The 16,102-nt window shown below is 64.3% G+C and carries 12 protein-coding genes; 4 read left to right on the plus strand and 8 right to left on the minus strand.

The window, feature by feature from the left end; all coding sequences use genetic code 11:
• Window positions 1-30: 30 nt before the first annotated feature.
• The 4 genes from R3355_RS14500 to R3355_RS14515 all read right to left on the minus strand — a co-directional run bounded on the left by R3355_RS14500 (window position 31) and on the right by R3355_RS14515 (window position 7,840).
• On the minus strand, window positions 31-2,781 hold the full coding sequence (locus R3355_RS14500) for a hybrid sensor histidine kinase/response regulator (protein ID WP_318961819.1): 2,751 nt from the start codon (window positions 2,779-2,781) through the stop codon (window positions 31-33).
• Between the two features lie 90 nt (window positions 2,782-2,871).
• Entirely contained in the window at window positions 2,872-4,062 is a 1,191-nt protein-coding gene (locus R3355_RS14505) for an osmoprotectant NAGGN system M42 family peptidase (RefSeq protein ID WP_318961820.1), read from the minus strand.
• Between the two features lie 108 nt (window positions 4,063-4,170).
• On the minus strand, window positions 4,171-5,907 hold the full coding sequence (gene ngg / locus R3355_RS14510; RefSeq protein ID WP_318961821.1) for an N-acetylglutaminylglutamine synthetase: 1,737 nt from the start codon (window positions 5,905-5,907) through the stop codon (window positions 4,171-4,173).
• A gap of 163 nt (window positions 5,908-6,070) precedes the next feature.
• The gene (locus R3355_RS14515) at window positions 6,071-7,840 is read right to left on the minus strand and encodes an N-acetylglutaminylglutamine amidotransferase (protein ID WP_318961822.1); all 1,770 of its coding nucleotides are present in this window, start codon (window positions 7,838-7,840) and stop codon (window positions 6,071-6,073) included.
• A gap of 112 nt (window positions 7,841-7,952) precedes the next feature.
• On the opposite strand from R3355_RS14515, the gene R3355_RS14520 reads away from it, so the two are divergent.
• On the plus strand, window positions 7,953-8,426 hold the full coding sequence (locus R3355_RS14520; protein ID WP_318961823.1) for a MarR family winged helix-turn-helix transcriptional regulator: 474 nt from the start codon (window positions 7,953-7,955) through the stop codon (window positions 8,424-8,426).
• A 258-nt stretch (window positions 8,427-8,684) separates the two neighbouring features.
• Here the strand turns inward: R3355_RS14520 and R3355_RS14525 are convergent, their stop codons facing one another.
• The 3 genes from R3355_RS14525 to mnmC all read right to left on the minus strand — a co-directional run bounded on the left by R3355_RS14525 (window position 8,685) and on the right by mnmC (window position 11,574).
• Window positions 8,685-8,954, minus strand: coding sequence for a metal-sensing transcriptional repressor (locus R3355_RS14525; protein ID WP_289637954.1), 270 nt, complete (start codon window positions 8,952-8,954; stop codon window positions 8,685-8,687).
• Window positions 8,951-9,511, minus strand: a complete 561-nt coding sequence (locus R3355_RS14530; protein ID WP_318961824.1) for a DUF3365 domain-containing protein — start codon at window positions 9,509-9,511, stop codon at window positions 8,951-8,953. Before R3355_RS14530 ends, R3355_RS14525 begins: the two co-directional genes overlap by 4 nt.
• 80 nt (window positions 9,512-9,591) lie before the next feature.
• Window positions 9,592-11,574 (minus strand): bifunctional tRNA (5-methylaminomethyl-2-thiouridine)(34)-methyltransferase MnmD/FAD-dependent 5-carboxymethylaminomethyl-2-thiouridine(34) oxidoreductase MnmC, encoded by a 1,983-nt coding sequence (gene mnmC, locus R3355_RS14535; RefSeq protein ID WP_318961825.1) that lies wholly within the window; start codon window positions 11,572-11,574, stop codon window positions 9,592-9,594.
• A gap of 185 nt (window positions 11,575-11,759) precedes the next feature.
• On the opposite strand from mnmC, the gene pap reads away from it, so the two are divergent.
• Window positions 11,760-13,247: a polyphosphate:AMP phosphotransferase gene (pap, locus tag R3355_RS14540; RefSeq protein WP_318948931.1), complete on the plus strand. Its 1,488-nt coding sequence runs from the start codon at window positions 11,760-11,762 to the stop codon at window positions 13,245-13,247.
• 148 nt (window positions 13,248-13,395) lie between these two features.
• Window positions 13,396-14,580, plus strand: coding sequence for a thiolase family protein (locus tag R3355_RS14545; protein ID WP_318961826.1), 1,185 nt, complete (start codon window positions 13,396-13,398; stop codon window positions 14,578-14,580).
• A 90-nt stretch (window positions 14,581-14,670) separates the two neighbouring features.
• Here R3355_RS14545 and R3355_RS14550 read toward each other — a convergent pair whose 3' ends face one another.
• A complete protein-coding gene (locus R3355_RS14550; protein WP_318948933.1) occupies window positions 14,671-14,880 on the minus strand; it encodes a DUF6316 family protein in 210 nt (69 codons plus the stop codon).
• A gap of 265 nt (window positions 14,881-15,145) precedes the next feature.
• Here R3355_RS14550 and R3355_RS14555 point away from each other — a divergent pair, with 265 nt between their 5' ends.
• Window positions 15,146-16,102, plus strand: a complete 957-nt coding sequence (locus R3355_RS14555) for a DMT family transporter (RefSeq protein WP_318948934.1) — start codon at window positions 15,146-15,148, stop codon at window positions 16,100-16,102.

Here is a 16,102-nt window from a genome sequence, read left to right on the forward strand (position 1 = left end):
GCTTGCCTCGCTCGGAGGGAGGCGTGTTCCTTAGCTGTCTAGCGCCTGCCCAAGCAGGTAGCGTTCCAGGGTGCTGTAGAGCTGGGCGCTGTCCAGTGGCTTGCCGAGAAAGTCGTCCATGCCGACCTCGCTGCCATGCTGGCGGTGTTCGTCGAGGGTGTGCGCGGTCAGGGCGATGATGGGCACCGCGCCGAGCTTTTGCTGCCGCTCCAGCTGGCGAATTTTTTCGGTCGCGGCGAAACCGTCCATTACCGGCATTTCGCAGTCCATCAGGATCAGTTGTATCGCCGCCGGGTCGCGCTGGTATTCGTTGAATGCGGCCAGGCCATTGGTGACCAGGCGCACGCTGTAGCCGCGTTTCTTCAGGAAGCCTTGCACCACCAACTGGTTAACCGGGTTGTCTTCGGCGACCAGGATGCACGGGCCTGCATCCGGGGCAGGGGGGGCTTCCCGCTGCAGGCTGCGCACTGCGGCGCGGGGTTCTGCATAGAGTTCGACCAGGGTGTCACGCAGGGCGCTGACCGTTAGCGGTTGCGCCAGGCTGAGCAGACGCAGGCTGGTGCTGGATGGCAGTTGCTGGCACTGCTGCGGTGGGCAGAGCAGCAATATGCGCTGGCCGGGTTGCAGGTACGGGTGCAGCGAGTCCAGCCAGTGGTCGGCGCTGCCGGGCCAGGGCGACATCAGTACCAGCAGCGGCGCAACGGCGAAGTCTTCCAGATAATTGTGCAATTTGTCCGGGTTCAGGCAGTGTTCGGTGCGCATGCCCCAGCGTCCGAGCAGGCGGCTCAGGGCGTCCAGGCCGAGGCTGTCGAGCGAGCAGAGCAGGGCGGTGCGCCCTTTGAGCAGCAGGCTCAGGGAATCGACTTCGCGTACTTCGTCGTCGAGGGGGATGTCGAAGGCGAAGCGTGTGCCTTGGCCTGGCGTGCTCTGTACTTCGATGCGTCCGTGCATCATTTCCACCAGTTCCTTGCTGATGGCCAGACCCAGGCCGCTGCCGCCATAGCGTCGGGTGGTGCTGGAATCACCCTGGGAGAAGGATTCGAAGAGCCGGGCCTGATTCTGCGGGTTGATACCGATGCCGCTGTCGCTTACCGAGAACACCAGATGGGCCTGGCCGAGTGAGTCGCTACGGCGGCAGACATTCACGCCGACATAACCTTCGTCGGTGAACTTCAGGGCGTTGCTCAGCAGGTTCATCAACACCTGCTTGAGTCGGGTCGGGTCGCCGCGTATGTATCGCGGCACGCCCGCATCCAGGCTGATGTAGAGGCGCAGCTGTTTGTCCAGCGCTTGCCCGGTGAACAGGCTGAGGGTGTTGGAGGTCAGTTCTTCGAGGTTGAAATCGATATGCTCCAGGCTGAGCTTGCCGGACTCGATCCGCGCATAGTCGAGGATGTCGTTGATCACCGCCATCAAGGAACTGCCGGAGCTGGAGATGGTGTCGACATAGAAGCGTTGGCTGCGATCCAGTGGGGTTTCCCGCAGCAGTTGCAGCATGCCCAGCACACCGTTGAGCGGGGTGCGGATCTCGTGGCTCATCATGGCCAGGAAGCGGCTCTTGGCCTGGTTTTCGATTTCCGCCTGTTCGGCAGCACGACGCGAACGGAAGCCTTCTTCCTTGAGGGTGTTGATGCGATCGGCCAGGCCGATGGACAGGGCGATCAGTTCGATGGTCACGCCGACTTTGACCACCGCTGCGCCGTACAGGCCGAACAGTTCGACGCCCAGCGAACCCGTGGTGGCAATGATGAACGAGACCAGCAGAATGCCCCAGGCGAGGATGTAGTAGGAGCCGTAACGCAAGCCCCGGCGCCAGACATAGGCGCCGCTGAGCAGCAGTGCCAGGGAGACCGCCAGGACGGTCAGACTGGCCAGGATGTTCCAGGCCTGCAGGCCGATCAGCGGCAGCGACAGCAGGCAGCCGAGCGTGGCCAGCATGAACAGGCGCAGGCCCAGGTCGAGGCGCGGGAAGTATTGTTGGGTGTGCAGGAAGTGACGGCTGAACTGGCTGGCGCTCAGGCAGTGGAGGAACATCAGGATGTAGATGCTGATCGACTGCAGGCCGATGTAGTGCGGCAGCAATTTGAACAGCATGCCGTCGAAGCTGGCGCTGAACAGAGCGATATTCAGGCTGTAGACCAGGTACCAGAAATAGGCTGATTCGCGTAGTGAGATAAACAGGAACAGGTTGTAGCAGAACATCGCGAACAGCACACCGTAGAAGGCGCCATTGAGGCCCATGAGGTTTTCCTGGGCGGCCGCGCTGGCGTTGTAGGTGCTGAAGAACAGCGGTATGAATACCGTGCTGCTGGTGTCCACGCGCACCAGCAGGGTGTTGTCGCCCGGGGGCAGGGTTACGGGAAACCAGAAATTGCGCACCTGCACCGGGCGCTGGGTGAATGCGTAGCGGTCGCCACTCTCCTGCGTGAGCCAGTTACCGTCGCTGCCGCTCAGGTAGATCTGGATATGATCGAGCAACGGGTAATTGACTTCCAGATAGCCAGGCAGATCCTGCGCCAGGCTGTTGTGCAGGCGTACCTTGAACCACCAGACCGAATCGTTCTTGCCGAGGTTGGCGTGCTCGCTCCGGACCACCTCGAAGCGCTCGTCGCTCAGGCCGCTGACCTGTTCGAGGGTCAGGTTGCCCTCCGGGTCTTGCAGGTAGCCCATGGCGGCGCCGAGGGACAGGCGCAGCTCCGGTTTATCCAGTTCTACGGGTAATAACGCCCACGCCGGGCCACAAAGCCAGAGCAACAGCACAGCCAGGCACATCCGCGGCATCCCGCGCCCCCCATTTTCGTTATTGGGGCGCGTGAAGCACGCCACGCCGTCATCCCATGCCCGCCACTTTGCCCGGATGTGCGTTGGCCTTCAAGCGTCCTTGTCGCGCTGGCCGAGCAGGCTGTCGACGGTCGGAACGCGGGTTTCGCTTTCCATCTGCGCATCGTGTTCCAGTTGATGGCTGAAACGCTCCAGCGAACCCTTGGCCGGTTGCGCGTCGCTGGTGAATACCGGCGGGCTGAGCATGTAGGCGCTGAGCATACGGGTCAGGGCCACCAGGCTGTCGATGTGGGTGCGCTCGTAGCCATGGGTGGCGTCGCAACCGAAGGCCATCAGGGCGGTGCGCACATCGTGGCCGGCGCCGACCGCCGACTGCGCGTCGCTGTGGTAGAACCGGAACAGGTCGCGACGCACCGGGATGTCATGCTCGCGGGCCAGGCGCAGAAGCTGGCGCGACAGGTGGTAGTCGTGGGGCCCGCCGGAGTCCTGCATGGCCACGCTGACCGTGTGCTCGCTGGAGGCCTGCCCCTCGGCGACCGGTGCAATATCCACGCCGACGAACTCGCTGACGTCCCAGTGCAGCGCCGCCGCTGCACCTGAGCCGACTTCCTCGGTCACGGTGAACAGCGGGTGGCAGTCGATCTCCAGCTCGGCGCCGCTCTCGACGATGCCCTTGAGTGAGGTGAGCAGGGCGGCGACGCCGGCCTTGTCGTCCAGGTGTCGGGCGCTGATATGGCCGCTCTCGGTGAACTCTGGCAGCGGATCGAAGGCGACGAAATCGCCTATCGAAATCCCCAGGGATTCGCAATCGGCGCGGGTCGCGCAGTAAGCGTCCAGGCGCAGTTCGACGTGGTCCCAGCTGATCGGCAGCTGATCCACCTCGGTGTTGAAGGCATGTCCGGAGGCCAGCAGCGGCAACACGCTGCCGCGTATCACGCTGGATTCGGTGAAGACGCTGACGCGGCTGCCCTCGGCGAAGCGGCTGGACCAGGTGCCGACCGGGGCCAGGCCCAGGCGGCCGTTGTTCTGCACCTCACGGACGATGGCGCCGATGGTGTCGAGGTGGGCCGACACCGCGCGGTCCGGGCTGCTTTGCTTGCCTTTCAAGGTGCCGCGAATGGTGCCGCGGCGGGTCAGCTCGAAGGGGATGCCGATCTCCTCCAGGCGCTCGGCGACATAACGCACGATGGTGTCGGTAAAGCCGGTCGGGCTGGGGATGGCGAGCATCTCCAGCAGGACTTTTTGCAGGTAGTCGAGATCCGGTTCGGGTAGTGGCTGCATGGCAGTCTCCTGGTCGGGCCGAGTAGGAGCCAGCTTGCTGGCGATCGGGGGCAGCGAAGATCGCCAGCAAGGACTAGGCGTTCCCCTGGCTCCTACAGGTGTGTTGCTTCAGCCCACCTGGCTGAGCGGGAAAAGCAGGTCGATGAAGCGCTCGGCGGTCGGTTGCGGTTGGTGGTTGGCCAGGCCGGCGCGTTCGTTGGCTTCGATGAACACATAGTCGGGCTGGTCGGCCGCCGGCACCAGCAGGTCGAGGCCGACCACCGGGATATCCAGTGCGCGCGCGGCTTTAGTCGCCGCTTCGGCCAGCGCCGGGTGGAGGATCGCGGTGACGTCCTCGAGGCAGCCGCCGGTGTGCAGGTTGGCGGTCTTGCGCACGGCCAGGCGCTGGCCCTGGGGCAGGATGCTGGCGTAGTCGACCCCGGCGGCATGCAGGGTGCGCAGGGTTTCCGCGTCCTTGGGAATGCGGCTCTCGCCGCCGGTGGCGGCCTGGCGGCGGCGGCTCTGGGCGTCGATCAGGTCGCCGATGCAGTGGCGGCCGTCGCCGATCACTTCGGCCGGGCGGCGGATGGCCGCGGCGACCACCTCGAAGCCGATCACCAGGATGCGCAGGTCGAGGCCCTGGTGGAAGCTTTCCAGCAGCACCCGGCTGTCGAAGGTGCGGGCACGTTCGATGGCGTCCTGCACCTCGGCCGAGCTGCGCAGGTCGACCGCGACGCCCTGGCCCTGTTCGCCGTCGACCGGCTTGACCACCAGGCTGGCATGTTCGGCGAGGAAGGCGGCGTTCTCTTCGGCGCTGCCCGCCAGGCGCTGGGCCGGCAGGCTGAGGCCGGCACGGCTGAGGGTGCGGTGGGTCAGGCGCTTGTCCTGGCACAGGGTCATGCTCACCGCACTGGTCAGGTCGCTCAGCGATTCGCGGCAGCGGATGCGCCGACCGCCGTGGCTGAGGGTGAACAGCCCGGCCTCGGCGTCGTCCACATGCACTTCGATACCGCGGTGCAGGGCCTCGTCGACAATGATTCTGGCGTAGGGGTTGAGCTCGGCTTGGGGGCCGGGGCCGAGGAACAGCGGCTGGTTGATGCTGTTCTTGCGCTTGATGCTGAAGGTCTGCAGCTCGCGAAATCCGAGCTTGGCATAGAGCCCCTTGGCCTGACGGTTGTCGTGCAGCACCGAGAGGTCGAGGTAGCTCAGGCCACGGCTCATGAAGTGCTCGATCAGGTGGCGCACCAGCACCTCGCCGACCCCGGGCCGGATGCTGCGCGGGTCGACCGCCAGGCACCAGAGGCTGCAGCCGTGCTCCGGGTCGCGGTAGGCCTTGTGGTGGTTGAGGCCCATGACGCTGCCGATCACCGCGCCACTGTCCTCGTCCTCGGCCAGCCAGTACACCGGTCCGCCCTGATGCCGCGGGGTGAGTTTGCCCGGGTCGATCGGCAGCATGCCGCGCATCTGGTACAGGCAGTTGATCGCCTGCCAGTCCTCGGCGTGCTGTGCGCGGCGGATGCGGTAGCCGCGAAAACCGCTATGCGCCGGGCGGTAGTCGCTGAACCACAGGCGCAGGGTGTCCGAGGGATCGAGAAACAGCTGTTGCGGCGCCTGTGCCAGCACCTGCTGCGGGGCTGCAACGTACAGGGCGATATCGCGTTCGCCCGATCGCTCAGCCAGCAGGTCGTGCGCCAGCTCGGCGGCATCGGGGTAGGTATGGCCGATCAGCAGGCGGCCCCAGCCGCAGTGCACGGCAAGGGGGTTGCAGGGTTCGGCACCGTGATCCTCGGCGAAGCGGGCTTGCAGGCGCTCGTAAGAGGGCGCCTGGCCGCGCAGAAGACGTTGGTTGAAGGCAGTGGCTCGCATTGGAGAAGTGTCCTTTGCTGTCTGCAGCGCCCGGATGGGTTCCGGGGCGTGAATGGGATCGTGACATCCCCGATTGCATCCGGGGACGGCCGTTCTTGCTGGCTCTCGGATAGGGCGGAGCCCGTAGGCGCGGCCAGGCGGCACTCCGCTCCTGCGTCCGGTGTTACAGGCCTTGCTCGCTCAGCCATAGATTGAGCGCGGCCATTTGCCACAGCTTGGAGCCGCGCAACGGCGTGAGCTGGCCATAGGGGTCGCTCAGCAGGCGGTCGAGCATGGCCGGGTTGAACAGCCCGCGATCCTGGCTCGGGTCGATCAGCAGGTCGCGCACCCAACCCAGTGTAGCCCCCTCCAGGTGCTTGAGGCCGGGCACCGGGAAGTAACCCTTGGGTCGGTCGATCACTGCCGCCGGGATCACCTGGCGCGCCGCTTCCTTGAGCACGTGCTTGCCACCGTTCGGTAACTTGAAACGACCCGGAATGCGCGCCGATAGTTCCGCCAAGCGGTAGTCGAGGAACGGGGTGCGCGCCTCCAGGCCCCAGGCCATGGTCATATTGTCGACTCGTTTGACCGGGTCGTCGACCAGCATCACCGTGCTGTCCAGGCGTAGCGCTTTGTCCACCGCGGCGATGGCGCCAGGCTGGGCGAAGTGCTGACGGACGAAGTCGCCAGCCGCATCGTTGGTCAGCCACGCGGGCTGCACGCATTCGGCGTATTCGTCGTGGTCGCGGTCGAAGAAGGCCTGGCGGTAGGCAGCGAAGGCATCCTCGGCACCGTCCACCAGCGGGTACCAGTGGTAGCCGGCGAACAGTTCGTCGGCGCCCTGGCCGCTCTGCACCACCTTGCAGTGTTTGGCCACCTCGCGCGACAGCAGGTAGAAGGCGATGCAGTCATGGCTGACCATCGGCTCGCTCATGGCGCGGAAGGCGGCGGGCAATTGTTCGAGGATCTGGTCTTCGTCGATGCGTAACTGATGGTGGCGGGTGGCGAAGCGCTCGGCGATCAGGTCGGAATACTGGAACTCGTCGCCGCGCTCGCCACCGCCATCCTGGAAGCCGATGGAGAAGGTCAACAGCTGCTCCACCCCGGCCTCGCGCAACAGGCCGACCAGCAGGCTCGAATCGACCCCGCCGGACAGCAGGACGCCGACCTCCACCGCCGCACGCTGGCGGATCGACACCGCCTCGCGCATGCCGTCGAGTACGCGTTCGCACCAGTTGTCCAGGCCGAAGGCGATTTCATCGCGACGCGGGCCATAGTCCAGACGCCACCAGCTCTGCTGTTCGCAATTGCCCTGGACGTCGAAGCGCATCCAGCTGGCCGCGGGCAGCTTCTCGACGCCGGCGAGAATGGTGCGCGGCGCCGGGACTACGGCATGGAAATTCAGATAATGGTTGAGTGCGATCGGGTCGAGCGTCTTGCCGATGTCGCCGCCCTGCAGCAGCGCCGGCAGGCTGGAGGCGAAGCGCAGGCGCTGGCCGGTACGCGACAGGTACAGCGGCTTGACCCCCAGGCGATCGCGAGCGATAAACAGTTGCTGGCTATCGCGCTCCCACACGGCGAAGACGAACATGCCATTGAGTTTGGGCAGCAGATCCTTGCCCCAGGCGTGGTAGCCCTTGAGCAGCACCTCGGTGTCGCCACCCGAAAAGAAGCGATAGCCGAGGGCTTGCAGCTCGCTGCGCAATTCCGGGTAGTTATAAATGGCGCCGTTGAATACCAGCGACAGGCCAAGTTCGCTGTCGATCATCGGCTGGCCGGAGGCTTCGGCCAGGTCCATGATCTTCAGCCGACGGTGACCGAGGGCGATCGGGCCCTGGCTGTGAAAACCGTGGGCATCGGGGCCGCGCGGGGCCAGGTGATGGGTGATTCGCTCGACCGCAGCCAGATCGGCCGGCCGTTGATCAAAACGCAGTTCTCCAGCAATTCCGCACATAATTCCTTACCGGTGTGGCCGTTGGGGAGTGCTCGGGGCTTGTCGAGCCTTTTACAGGTAAACAAAAGAATGATTTCATGTCAAAGCGTTGATCTGGGTTTGGAAGGCATCTATGGCCGATAAAATAGTTTCTGCTGAAATAGATTTGTCATCTGTGATGGCGCTCGATCTGCCGATTTTCCAGTCGCTCAGGCGCCTGCAGCAGGCCGGCGAGGTGCACGCCAAGCGCCTGGCCCGTTTCGGCGGGCTGACGCCCATGCAACTGATGATCCTCCAGGTGCTGGCCGGCGAGGCACGCTTGACCGCCAGCGACCTGAGCGGACGGGTCAGCCTGACGGCGGCGACGCTGTCGGGCATGCTCGATCGCCTGGAGGAGCGCGGCCTGCTACAGCGCCAGCGCGACGACCAGGATCGCCGCCGCCAGTGGCTGCTGCTCAGCGAGGCCGGCCGCGAACTGGTTCAGCAGGCGCCGACGCTGCTGCCGCCGGAGTTTCGCCAGCGCTTCGCCGCGCTCAAGGATTGGGAGCGGCACAACCTGACCGCTGCGCTGCTGCGTGCGGCGGAATTGTGCGGCGAGATGGAGTGAGCGAACCGCGGGAGGTGTCACCGAATGACAGTTGGCCCCGTCAGATCTTGAGCAGCCCGCGATCCGTAGGGTGTATCTCGCCGCAGGCAGAGCACCATTGGTTTATCGGCGTGGCCACAAGCTGGCGGGCTGTCGTTGCGCTCCGAACGGAGCGCCGCCAGAGCAGCCCTACGATCTCGACAATTCGCCAGATCTGAACCAAAGCACTCAAACGGTACTCTGCAGGAGCCAGCAAGGACTTGGCGTCCCCTCTGGCTCTCAGGTGTACTTGGTGAAAATGGCGCGAACCCGGGCCAGGGTTTCACCAGGGTCATGCTCGGGGTCGAGCACGGCTTCTTCCAACAGGCAGGCGAGCATCTCCTGATAGGCCTTGTCCAGGGCCTTGCGGGCGGCGGCGAACTGCTGGGCGATGGCTTCGCAGTCCTCGCTGCGGCGGATCATGGCCTGGATGCCGCGGATCTGTCCTTCGACCCGGGCCAGGCGTTTGAGCATGGCATCTTCATGGGCGGCGCGGGTTTGTTCGCTCATGGTGTCGCCTCCGCCAGCGTGCGGCGCAGGGTGAAGGCGCCGCGCAGTTCGCCCAGACCAAAGCCAGTGGCCTGATCCTCGGGGTAGTCCTGTTCGATCTGCGCCGCCACCTCGGGCTTGATCGACTGGCCGTGGCAAGCCAGGCACGGCTCGCCGGTGGCGATGGCTTGCATGTAGCGGAACTCGCCGTCGACTACTGCCGATGCGCTCATCTGCGTCAGCTCTTCGCCGGCGCTTTGTCGCTGTAAAAAGTCTTCCAGCACCTGACGTTCCCAGGCATCCGGTCGATTATCCGGGTTGCGCAGGCGCAGAGCGGTGCGCCCGACTTTCCAGGGCTGCTGGCTGTGCTCCGCGGCGATCGTTGGCGCGAGCAATTGGCAGGCTTGCACGGCCTGCACCGGGCCGCCCTCGGCGACTGCCTGTTTTACCGTCTGCATCAGCTGTTGCTGGAAGGGGGGGATAAGGCCGGCGGCTTCGCGTTCTAGGCTGGTCAGGTCTGCAGCAGGAGCGGCCCAGGCCAGCGTCGGCAGGACAGCGAGTACGAGGATCAGGCGCATGCGATATCACTCCGTGTCTGTATACCCCGCAGGGTATGGCGGGTCACGTTTGCAAGCAAGCGCCGCGTCCGGGGTTGCGACTATTGGCCGCGTATCAGCAGGCGCAGGGCGAAACGGTTGGGGTGGCAGGCCTCGGCGACATCGCGGGGCACAGGCAGCGGTTCGGCATCGAGCCAGGCGGCAATCAGTTCGCCGGACAAGGGCGCGGTGATCAGCCCGCGTGAACCGTGGCCGCTGTTGATATACAGGCCGTCGAGCCAGGGGCAGGGGGTATCCGGCACCTGGCGGGCATCCTTGGCCAGCACTGCGTAGGCCTCGAGAAAGGCCGGGCGGTCGGCCAGAGGGCCGACGATCGGCAGGTAGTCCGGGCTGGTGCAGCGAAAGGCGGCGCGGCCCTCGAGCTGCGCCGGGTCGAGTCGGGCGCTGTGCAGGCGTTCGGCCAGGTCGCTGGAGATTTCTTCGAGCAGGGCGAGGTTGTCCGCATGGTCGGCGCTGTTGAGTGTCAGGTCGTCGCTTTTGAAGTCGAAACTGGCGCCCAGGGTGTGCTCACCCAGGCGCGCCGGGGCGATATAACCCGAGGCGCACACCACGCTGCGCAGGGCCGTGCTCTGCGCGGTGGCCGGTACCCGGCTGATCTGTCCGCGAATGCGCTTGAGCGGCAGCTCGGCGCTATAGGGGAAGCGCTTGATCTCGGCGGCGCCGGCCAGCACCACCACGGCGGCACTGGCGAGTAGCTGTGTGCCGTTCCAGGCCTGCCAGGTTTGCCCATCGCGGCGCAATTGCAGCGCTTCCTGGTGCAGTTGCAGGCTTATATTCGGCTGCTCGGCCAGCAATCGGCACAGCGCCGGCGGGTGGACCCAGCCGGCCTGCGGGTAGAACAGCCCGCCGGCCGGCAGCTGGATGCCGGCTTTGGCTTCGGCGCTGGCCTGGTCGAGGTTAACCAGCAAATCACTGGGGAAGGCGGTCGCCAGTTGCGCCTGGCGTTGCACTTCCTTGGCGTCGAGGGCCAGTTGCAGTACCCCGCAATTGTCCCAGTCCCGGCCTTTTTGCAGGCGTTCGAGCAGGCGGCGGGTGTGGCCGAAGCCGCTGACGATCAATCTAGAGAGCGCCGTGCCGTGGGCCGACAGTTTGAGGTAGAGCACGCCTTGCGGGTTGCCCGAGGCTTCCTCGGCGATAGCCGTGTGGCGCTCCAACAGGGTCACCTGCCAGCCGCGTGCCGCCAGGCTGGCCGCGGTGGCGCAACCGGCCATTCCCGCACCTATGACCAGGGCCCGGCGTTCGCGCGGGCGCTGCGGCGGGCGGGCGAACCAGGGTTTGTTGGCGCCCGTAGCGCTGCCGAGAAACTGGCCCTTGAGCACTTCCCATTTCTTGCCCAGGCCCGGCACACGCTTCATCTTGAAACCGGCATCGTTCAGGCGCCGACGCACGTAGCCTGTGCTGGTGAAGGTGCAGATGCTGGTACCGGGGGCGCTTAGCCGGGCCAGCTCGACAAACAGTTCCGCGGTCCACATCTGCGGATTCTTCGCCGGGGCGAAACCGTCGAGAAACCAGGCATCAATGCGCGCGTCGAGTTGCGTCAGCAGCTCCAGGGCATCGCCAATCAGCAGGGTCAGGATGACCCGTCCGCCGGCGAACAGCAGGCGCTGAAACCCCGGATGGAGGGCGACGTACTGGCGCAGCAGCTCGTGCGCGAATGGCGCCAGCTCTGGCCACAAGGCCAGGGCGCGCTGCAGGTCGGCGTAGTCGAGCGGGTATTTTTCGACACTGACGAAGTGCAGCCGCGCGCCAGTGGGTGCCTGCTGCTCGAACAACTGCCAGGCGCAGAGAAAGTTCAACCCGCTGCCGAAGCCGGTTTCGCCTATCGCCAGTTGCTCGCCGTCGCCCAGGGCACTGAAACGCGCCGACAGATCATTATTGGCGAGAAATACATGGCGGGTTTCGGCCAGGCCATTCTGGTTGGAGAAATAGACATCGCCGAATAGCCGCGATAACGGCTGCCCCTCGGCATCCCAGTCGAGCTGCGCGTTTTGGGTGGCGGGTAGGTCGAGCGGGGAGTCGGGCATGGCGAGAGCACCAGATTGAGCAGGCGGGCATTCTAACTCGGTTGCCCGAGCACTTCAGGGGGCGCCGTGGCTTTTGTCGCCGGGCCGACCCAGCGCGCGGCTCGATCTGCCAGGCAAGCGTAGATGGTTCACCCCACCGCTCGCGCGATCCGCTAGGCTCTGCTGATCACATCAGGGAGCTATCCATGTTCGAGTCCGCCGAGATTGGTCATTCCATCGACAAAGCCACGTTCGACGCCGCCGTACCCGCGTTGCGCGAGGCATTGCTGGAGGCGCAGTACGAATTGAGGCAGCAGGCGCGTTTTCCGGTGATCATCCTGCTCTGCGGGATCGAGGGCGCCGGCAAGGGCGAGACGGTCAAGCTGCTTAACGAGTGGATGGATCCGCGCCTCATCCAGGTCAGTACCTTCGACCAGCAGACCGATGAAGAGCTGGCGCGGCCACCGGCCTGGCGCTATTGGCGGCAGTTACCGCCCAAGGGGCGCATGGGGGTTTTCTTTGGCAACTGGTACAGCCAGATGCTGCAGGGACGGGTGCATGGGAATTTCAAGAACGCCGTGCTCGATCAGGCAACCGATGCGGCCTCGGCGCTGGAACGCATGCTCTGCGACGAGGGTGCGCTGATTTTCAAGTTCTGGTTTCACCTGTCCAAGAAGCAGATGAAGGCACGGCTCAAGTCGCTGCAGGACGACCCCTTGCACAGCTGGCGTATCAGTCCACTGGACTGGCAGCAATCAAAGACCTACGACAAGTATGTGCGGGTCGGCGAGCGGGTACTGCGCCGCACCAGTCGCGACTATGCGCCCTGGTATGTGGTCGAGGGCGTGGACGAGTATTACCGCAGCCTGACGGTCGGGCGGATTCTCCTCGATGGCTTGCAAGCGGCGCTCAAGGTCAACAGCCGGCCGCTGCCTCAGCCCCATGCGGCGCCACTGATCTCCAGCCTGGATAACCTGGGCTTGCTCGACAGCCTGGATATGACCCAGGAGCTGGACAAGGCCGACTACAACGAGCAACTGGTCGGCGAGCAGGCGCGGCTGTCGGGTTTGCTGCGCGACAAGCGCATGCGCAAGCATGCCCTGGTGGCGGTGTTCGAGGGTAACGACGCGGCGGGCAAGGGCGGCGCGATTCGCCGGGTGACGGCGGCGCTCGATCCGCGCCTGTATCGCATCGTGCAGGTGGCGGCGCCGACCGACGAGGAAAGCGCGCAGCCGTACCTGTGGCGTTTCTGGCGGCATATTCCGGCGCGCGGCAGGTTTACCATGTTCGATCGTTCCTGGTACGGCCGGGTGCTGGTGGAGCGGGTCGAGGGTTATTGCACGCCCGCCGATTGGCTGCGTGCCTATGGCGAGATCAATGACTTCGAGGAGCAACTGACCGGCGCTGGCGTGGTGCTGGTCAAGTTCTGGCTGGCAATCGACCAGGAAACCCAGTTGCAGCGTTTCAAGGAACGTGAACAGACCCCCTTCAAGCGCTTCAAGATCACCGAGGACGACTGGCGCAATCGCGACAAGTGGCCGCTGTACCGCGATGCCGTGGGCGATATGGTCGACCGTACCAGTACCGAGATCGCGCCCTGGACCCTGGTCGAGGCCAATGACAAGCGCTTCGCCCGGGTCAAGGTGTTGCGCACCATCAACGAGGCCCTGGAAGCGGCGTTCGCCAAGGACTGAAGGCCTGTTGTAGCCCAGCCTTGCAGCGGACCCCCAGGACCTGGCGGAAGATGGTCGCGCATATGGCTGGTGAATGATCGTCGCGGGCTGAGATTGTTCAGCCTTATTCTCGTGGCATATCCAACGTCAACAACAATTGAGGTGCGTCATGCGTGAAGTGGTGATTGTCGATAGCGTGCGGACTGGCCTGGCCAAATCCTTCCGTGGCAAGTTCAACCAGACCCGTCCGGACGATATGGCGGCTCATTGCGTGAATGCGCTGCTGCAGCGCAGTGGCCTGGACCCGGCGCTGGTCGAAGATTGCATTGTCGGTGCCGGTTCCAACGAAGGCGCCCAAGGCATGAACATCGGTCGCAACGTGGCAGTGCTTTCCGGCCTGGGCACCCAGGTTGCTGGCATGACCCTCAACCGCTTCTGTTCTTCGGGTCTGCAGGCCATCGCCATCGCCGCCAACCAGATTGCCTCGGGTTGCAGCGAGATCATCGTCGCCGGTGGTGTCGAGTCGATCACCATGACCATGAAAAGCATGAACACCGACAATCTGTTCAACCCCATTCTGCAAAAGGATGTACCGGGTATCTATTACCCCATGGGCCAGACTGCCGAGATCGTCGCACGGCGCTACAACGTCAGCCGCGAAGCCCAGGACGCCTATGCCCTGCAGAGCCAGCAGCGCACCGCGCGGGCCCAGGCCGAAGGCCTGTTCGACGACGAAATCGTGCCGATGAGCGTCAAGTACCTGGTCGAAGACAAGGCCACTGGCGAGAAGAACATCGTCGAAGGCGTGGTCGAGCGCGACGACTGCAACCGTGCCGACACCACCCTGGAAAGCCTGGCCGGACTCAAGCCGGTGTTTGCCGATGACGGCTCGGTAACGGCCGGCAACGCCTCGCAGTTGTCCGATGGCGCCTCCATGACCCTGGTGATGAGCCTGGAAAAAGCCCTGGAGCTGGGCCTCGAACCGAAAGCCTATTTCCGCGGCTTTGTCGTCGCCGGTTGCGAGCCTGACGAAATGGGCATCGGCCCGGTGTACTCGGTGCCGAAGCTGCTCAAGACCAAGGGCTTGAGCGTTGCCGATATCGACCTGTGGGAGCTTAATGAGGCCTTCGCCTCGCAGTGCCTGTATGCCCGTGATTGCCTGGGTATCGACAATGACAAGTACAACGTCAATGGCGGCTCGATCTCGATTGGCCACCCGTTCGGCATGACCGGCTCGCGTCAGGTCGGTCATCTGGTGCGCGAGCTGCAGCGGCGCAACCTGCGTTACGGCATCGTTACCATGTGTGTGGGGGGCGGCATGGGGGCTACTGGCCTGTTCGAGGCTTATCGCTGAAGCGCAGTCATGTAAGTGTGGGTTAACCACAAAAAAACCGCGTCGATCCAGGCGCGGTTTTTTTATGGGTGGTGGGCAGCACAACCTTGTTCAGAATGCTCGACTCTCGATGATGTCGCTGGCTTGAATCATGCGGCGGATATAGAAGGCGATCTCCCGTTCTGCGTCGATGCGAGTGAAGTAGGGGCCTTCGAGAGTGCCTTCGCGGGTGGCGAAGAAATACTGGCCGTTGACCGCGGTGACCCGCTCACTGCGGTAGTGCGTGCCGGGGCTGGGGTCGATGGTGCGTTGACCGAACATGGCGAGAACCTCATGCAATAAGCCGAACAGTTTGAGTCTAATCCCCGTGGGTCAAGTTGTTTGAGTTGACGACCAATGGTTGGTTTTTTGACTTTAACTGCATGTTTTACGCTGATTTATGCGCTTTTGACGCCAAATGTGTGACTGTGCATTGTCCGTAAGCAGTACAGTTGCGGTACGCGACCCGGCTTAACTGTGACTGTGTCGGTAGGCCGAGGCGGCATAAAATAGCCGATTGCGGCATCAGCTTGCGTTCGAGGCAGTCATGCATATCTCTTCCGGTCGTTGGCTCTACGGCATGCTCCTGGCGCTGCTCACCGCTCTGCTCTGGGGCGTGCTGCCGATCAAGCTCAAAGAAGTGTTGCAGGTAATGGACCCAGTCACGGTCACCTGGTATCGCCTGCTGGTTGCCGGCTCGATTCTGCTGGCCTACCTGACGGCGGCCCGGCGCTTGCCGCGCTTTCGCCCCTTGGGCAGGAAGGGGGCCTGGCTATTGGCCCTGGCGATTGCGGCGTTGAGTGCCAACTATGTGCTCTACCTGATGGGCCTGAGCCTGCTCAGTCCCGGCACCACGCAACTGGTGATCCAGGTCGCGCCCATCTTGCTGCTGATCAGCAGCCTGTTCGTCTTCCGCGAACGCTTCAGTCTCGGCCAGGGTATTGGCCTGGCCGTGTTGCTGCTCGGCTTTGTGTTGTTTTTCAATCAGCGCCTGGGCGAGTTGCTGACTTCGCTGACCGATTACACCGCCGGGGTCCTGACCGTGCTGCTGGCGGCGTTTGTCTGGGCGTTTTATGGCCTGGCGCAAAAGCAGTTGCTGACGGTGTGGAATTCGTTGCAGGTGATGATGGTGATCTACCTGGCCTGTGCGCTGCTGCTGACGCCCTGGGCACAGCCGCAGCAGGTCTTCGAGCTGAGTGCGTTGCAGGCTTGGCTGCTGTTCGCCTGCTGCCTTAACACCCTGGTGGCCTATGGCGCGTTCGCCGAGGCGCTGGCGCACTGGGAAGCCTCGCGGGTCAGTGCGACGCTGGCGATCACGCCGCTGGTGACCATGGGTTCGGTGGCGTTGGCGGCGACCTGGTGGCCGGACCATGTGCTGCCCGAGCAGATCAATTGGATCGCCTATGGTGGTGCAGCACTGGTGGTGCTGGGTTCGGCACTGACGGCCCTCGGTCCATCGCTGATGGCCAGCTTGCGTGCCCGCCGGGTACGCCTGGCGGCGTAG

Origin of the sequence: Pseudomonas sp. (genome assembly GCF_033723075.1) — a bacterium.
GTDB lineage: Bacteria > Pseudomonadota > Gammaproteobacteria > Pseudomonadales > Pseudomonadaceae > Aquipseudomonas.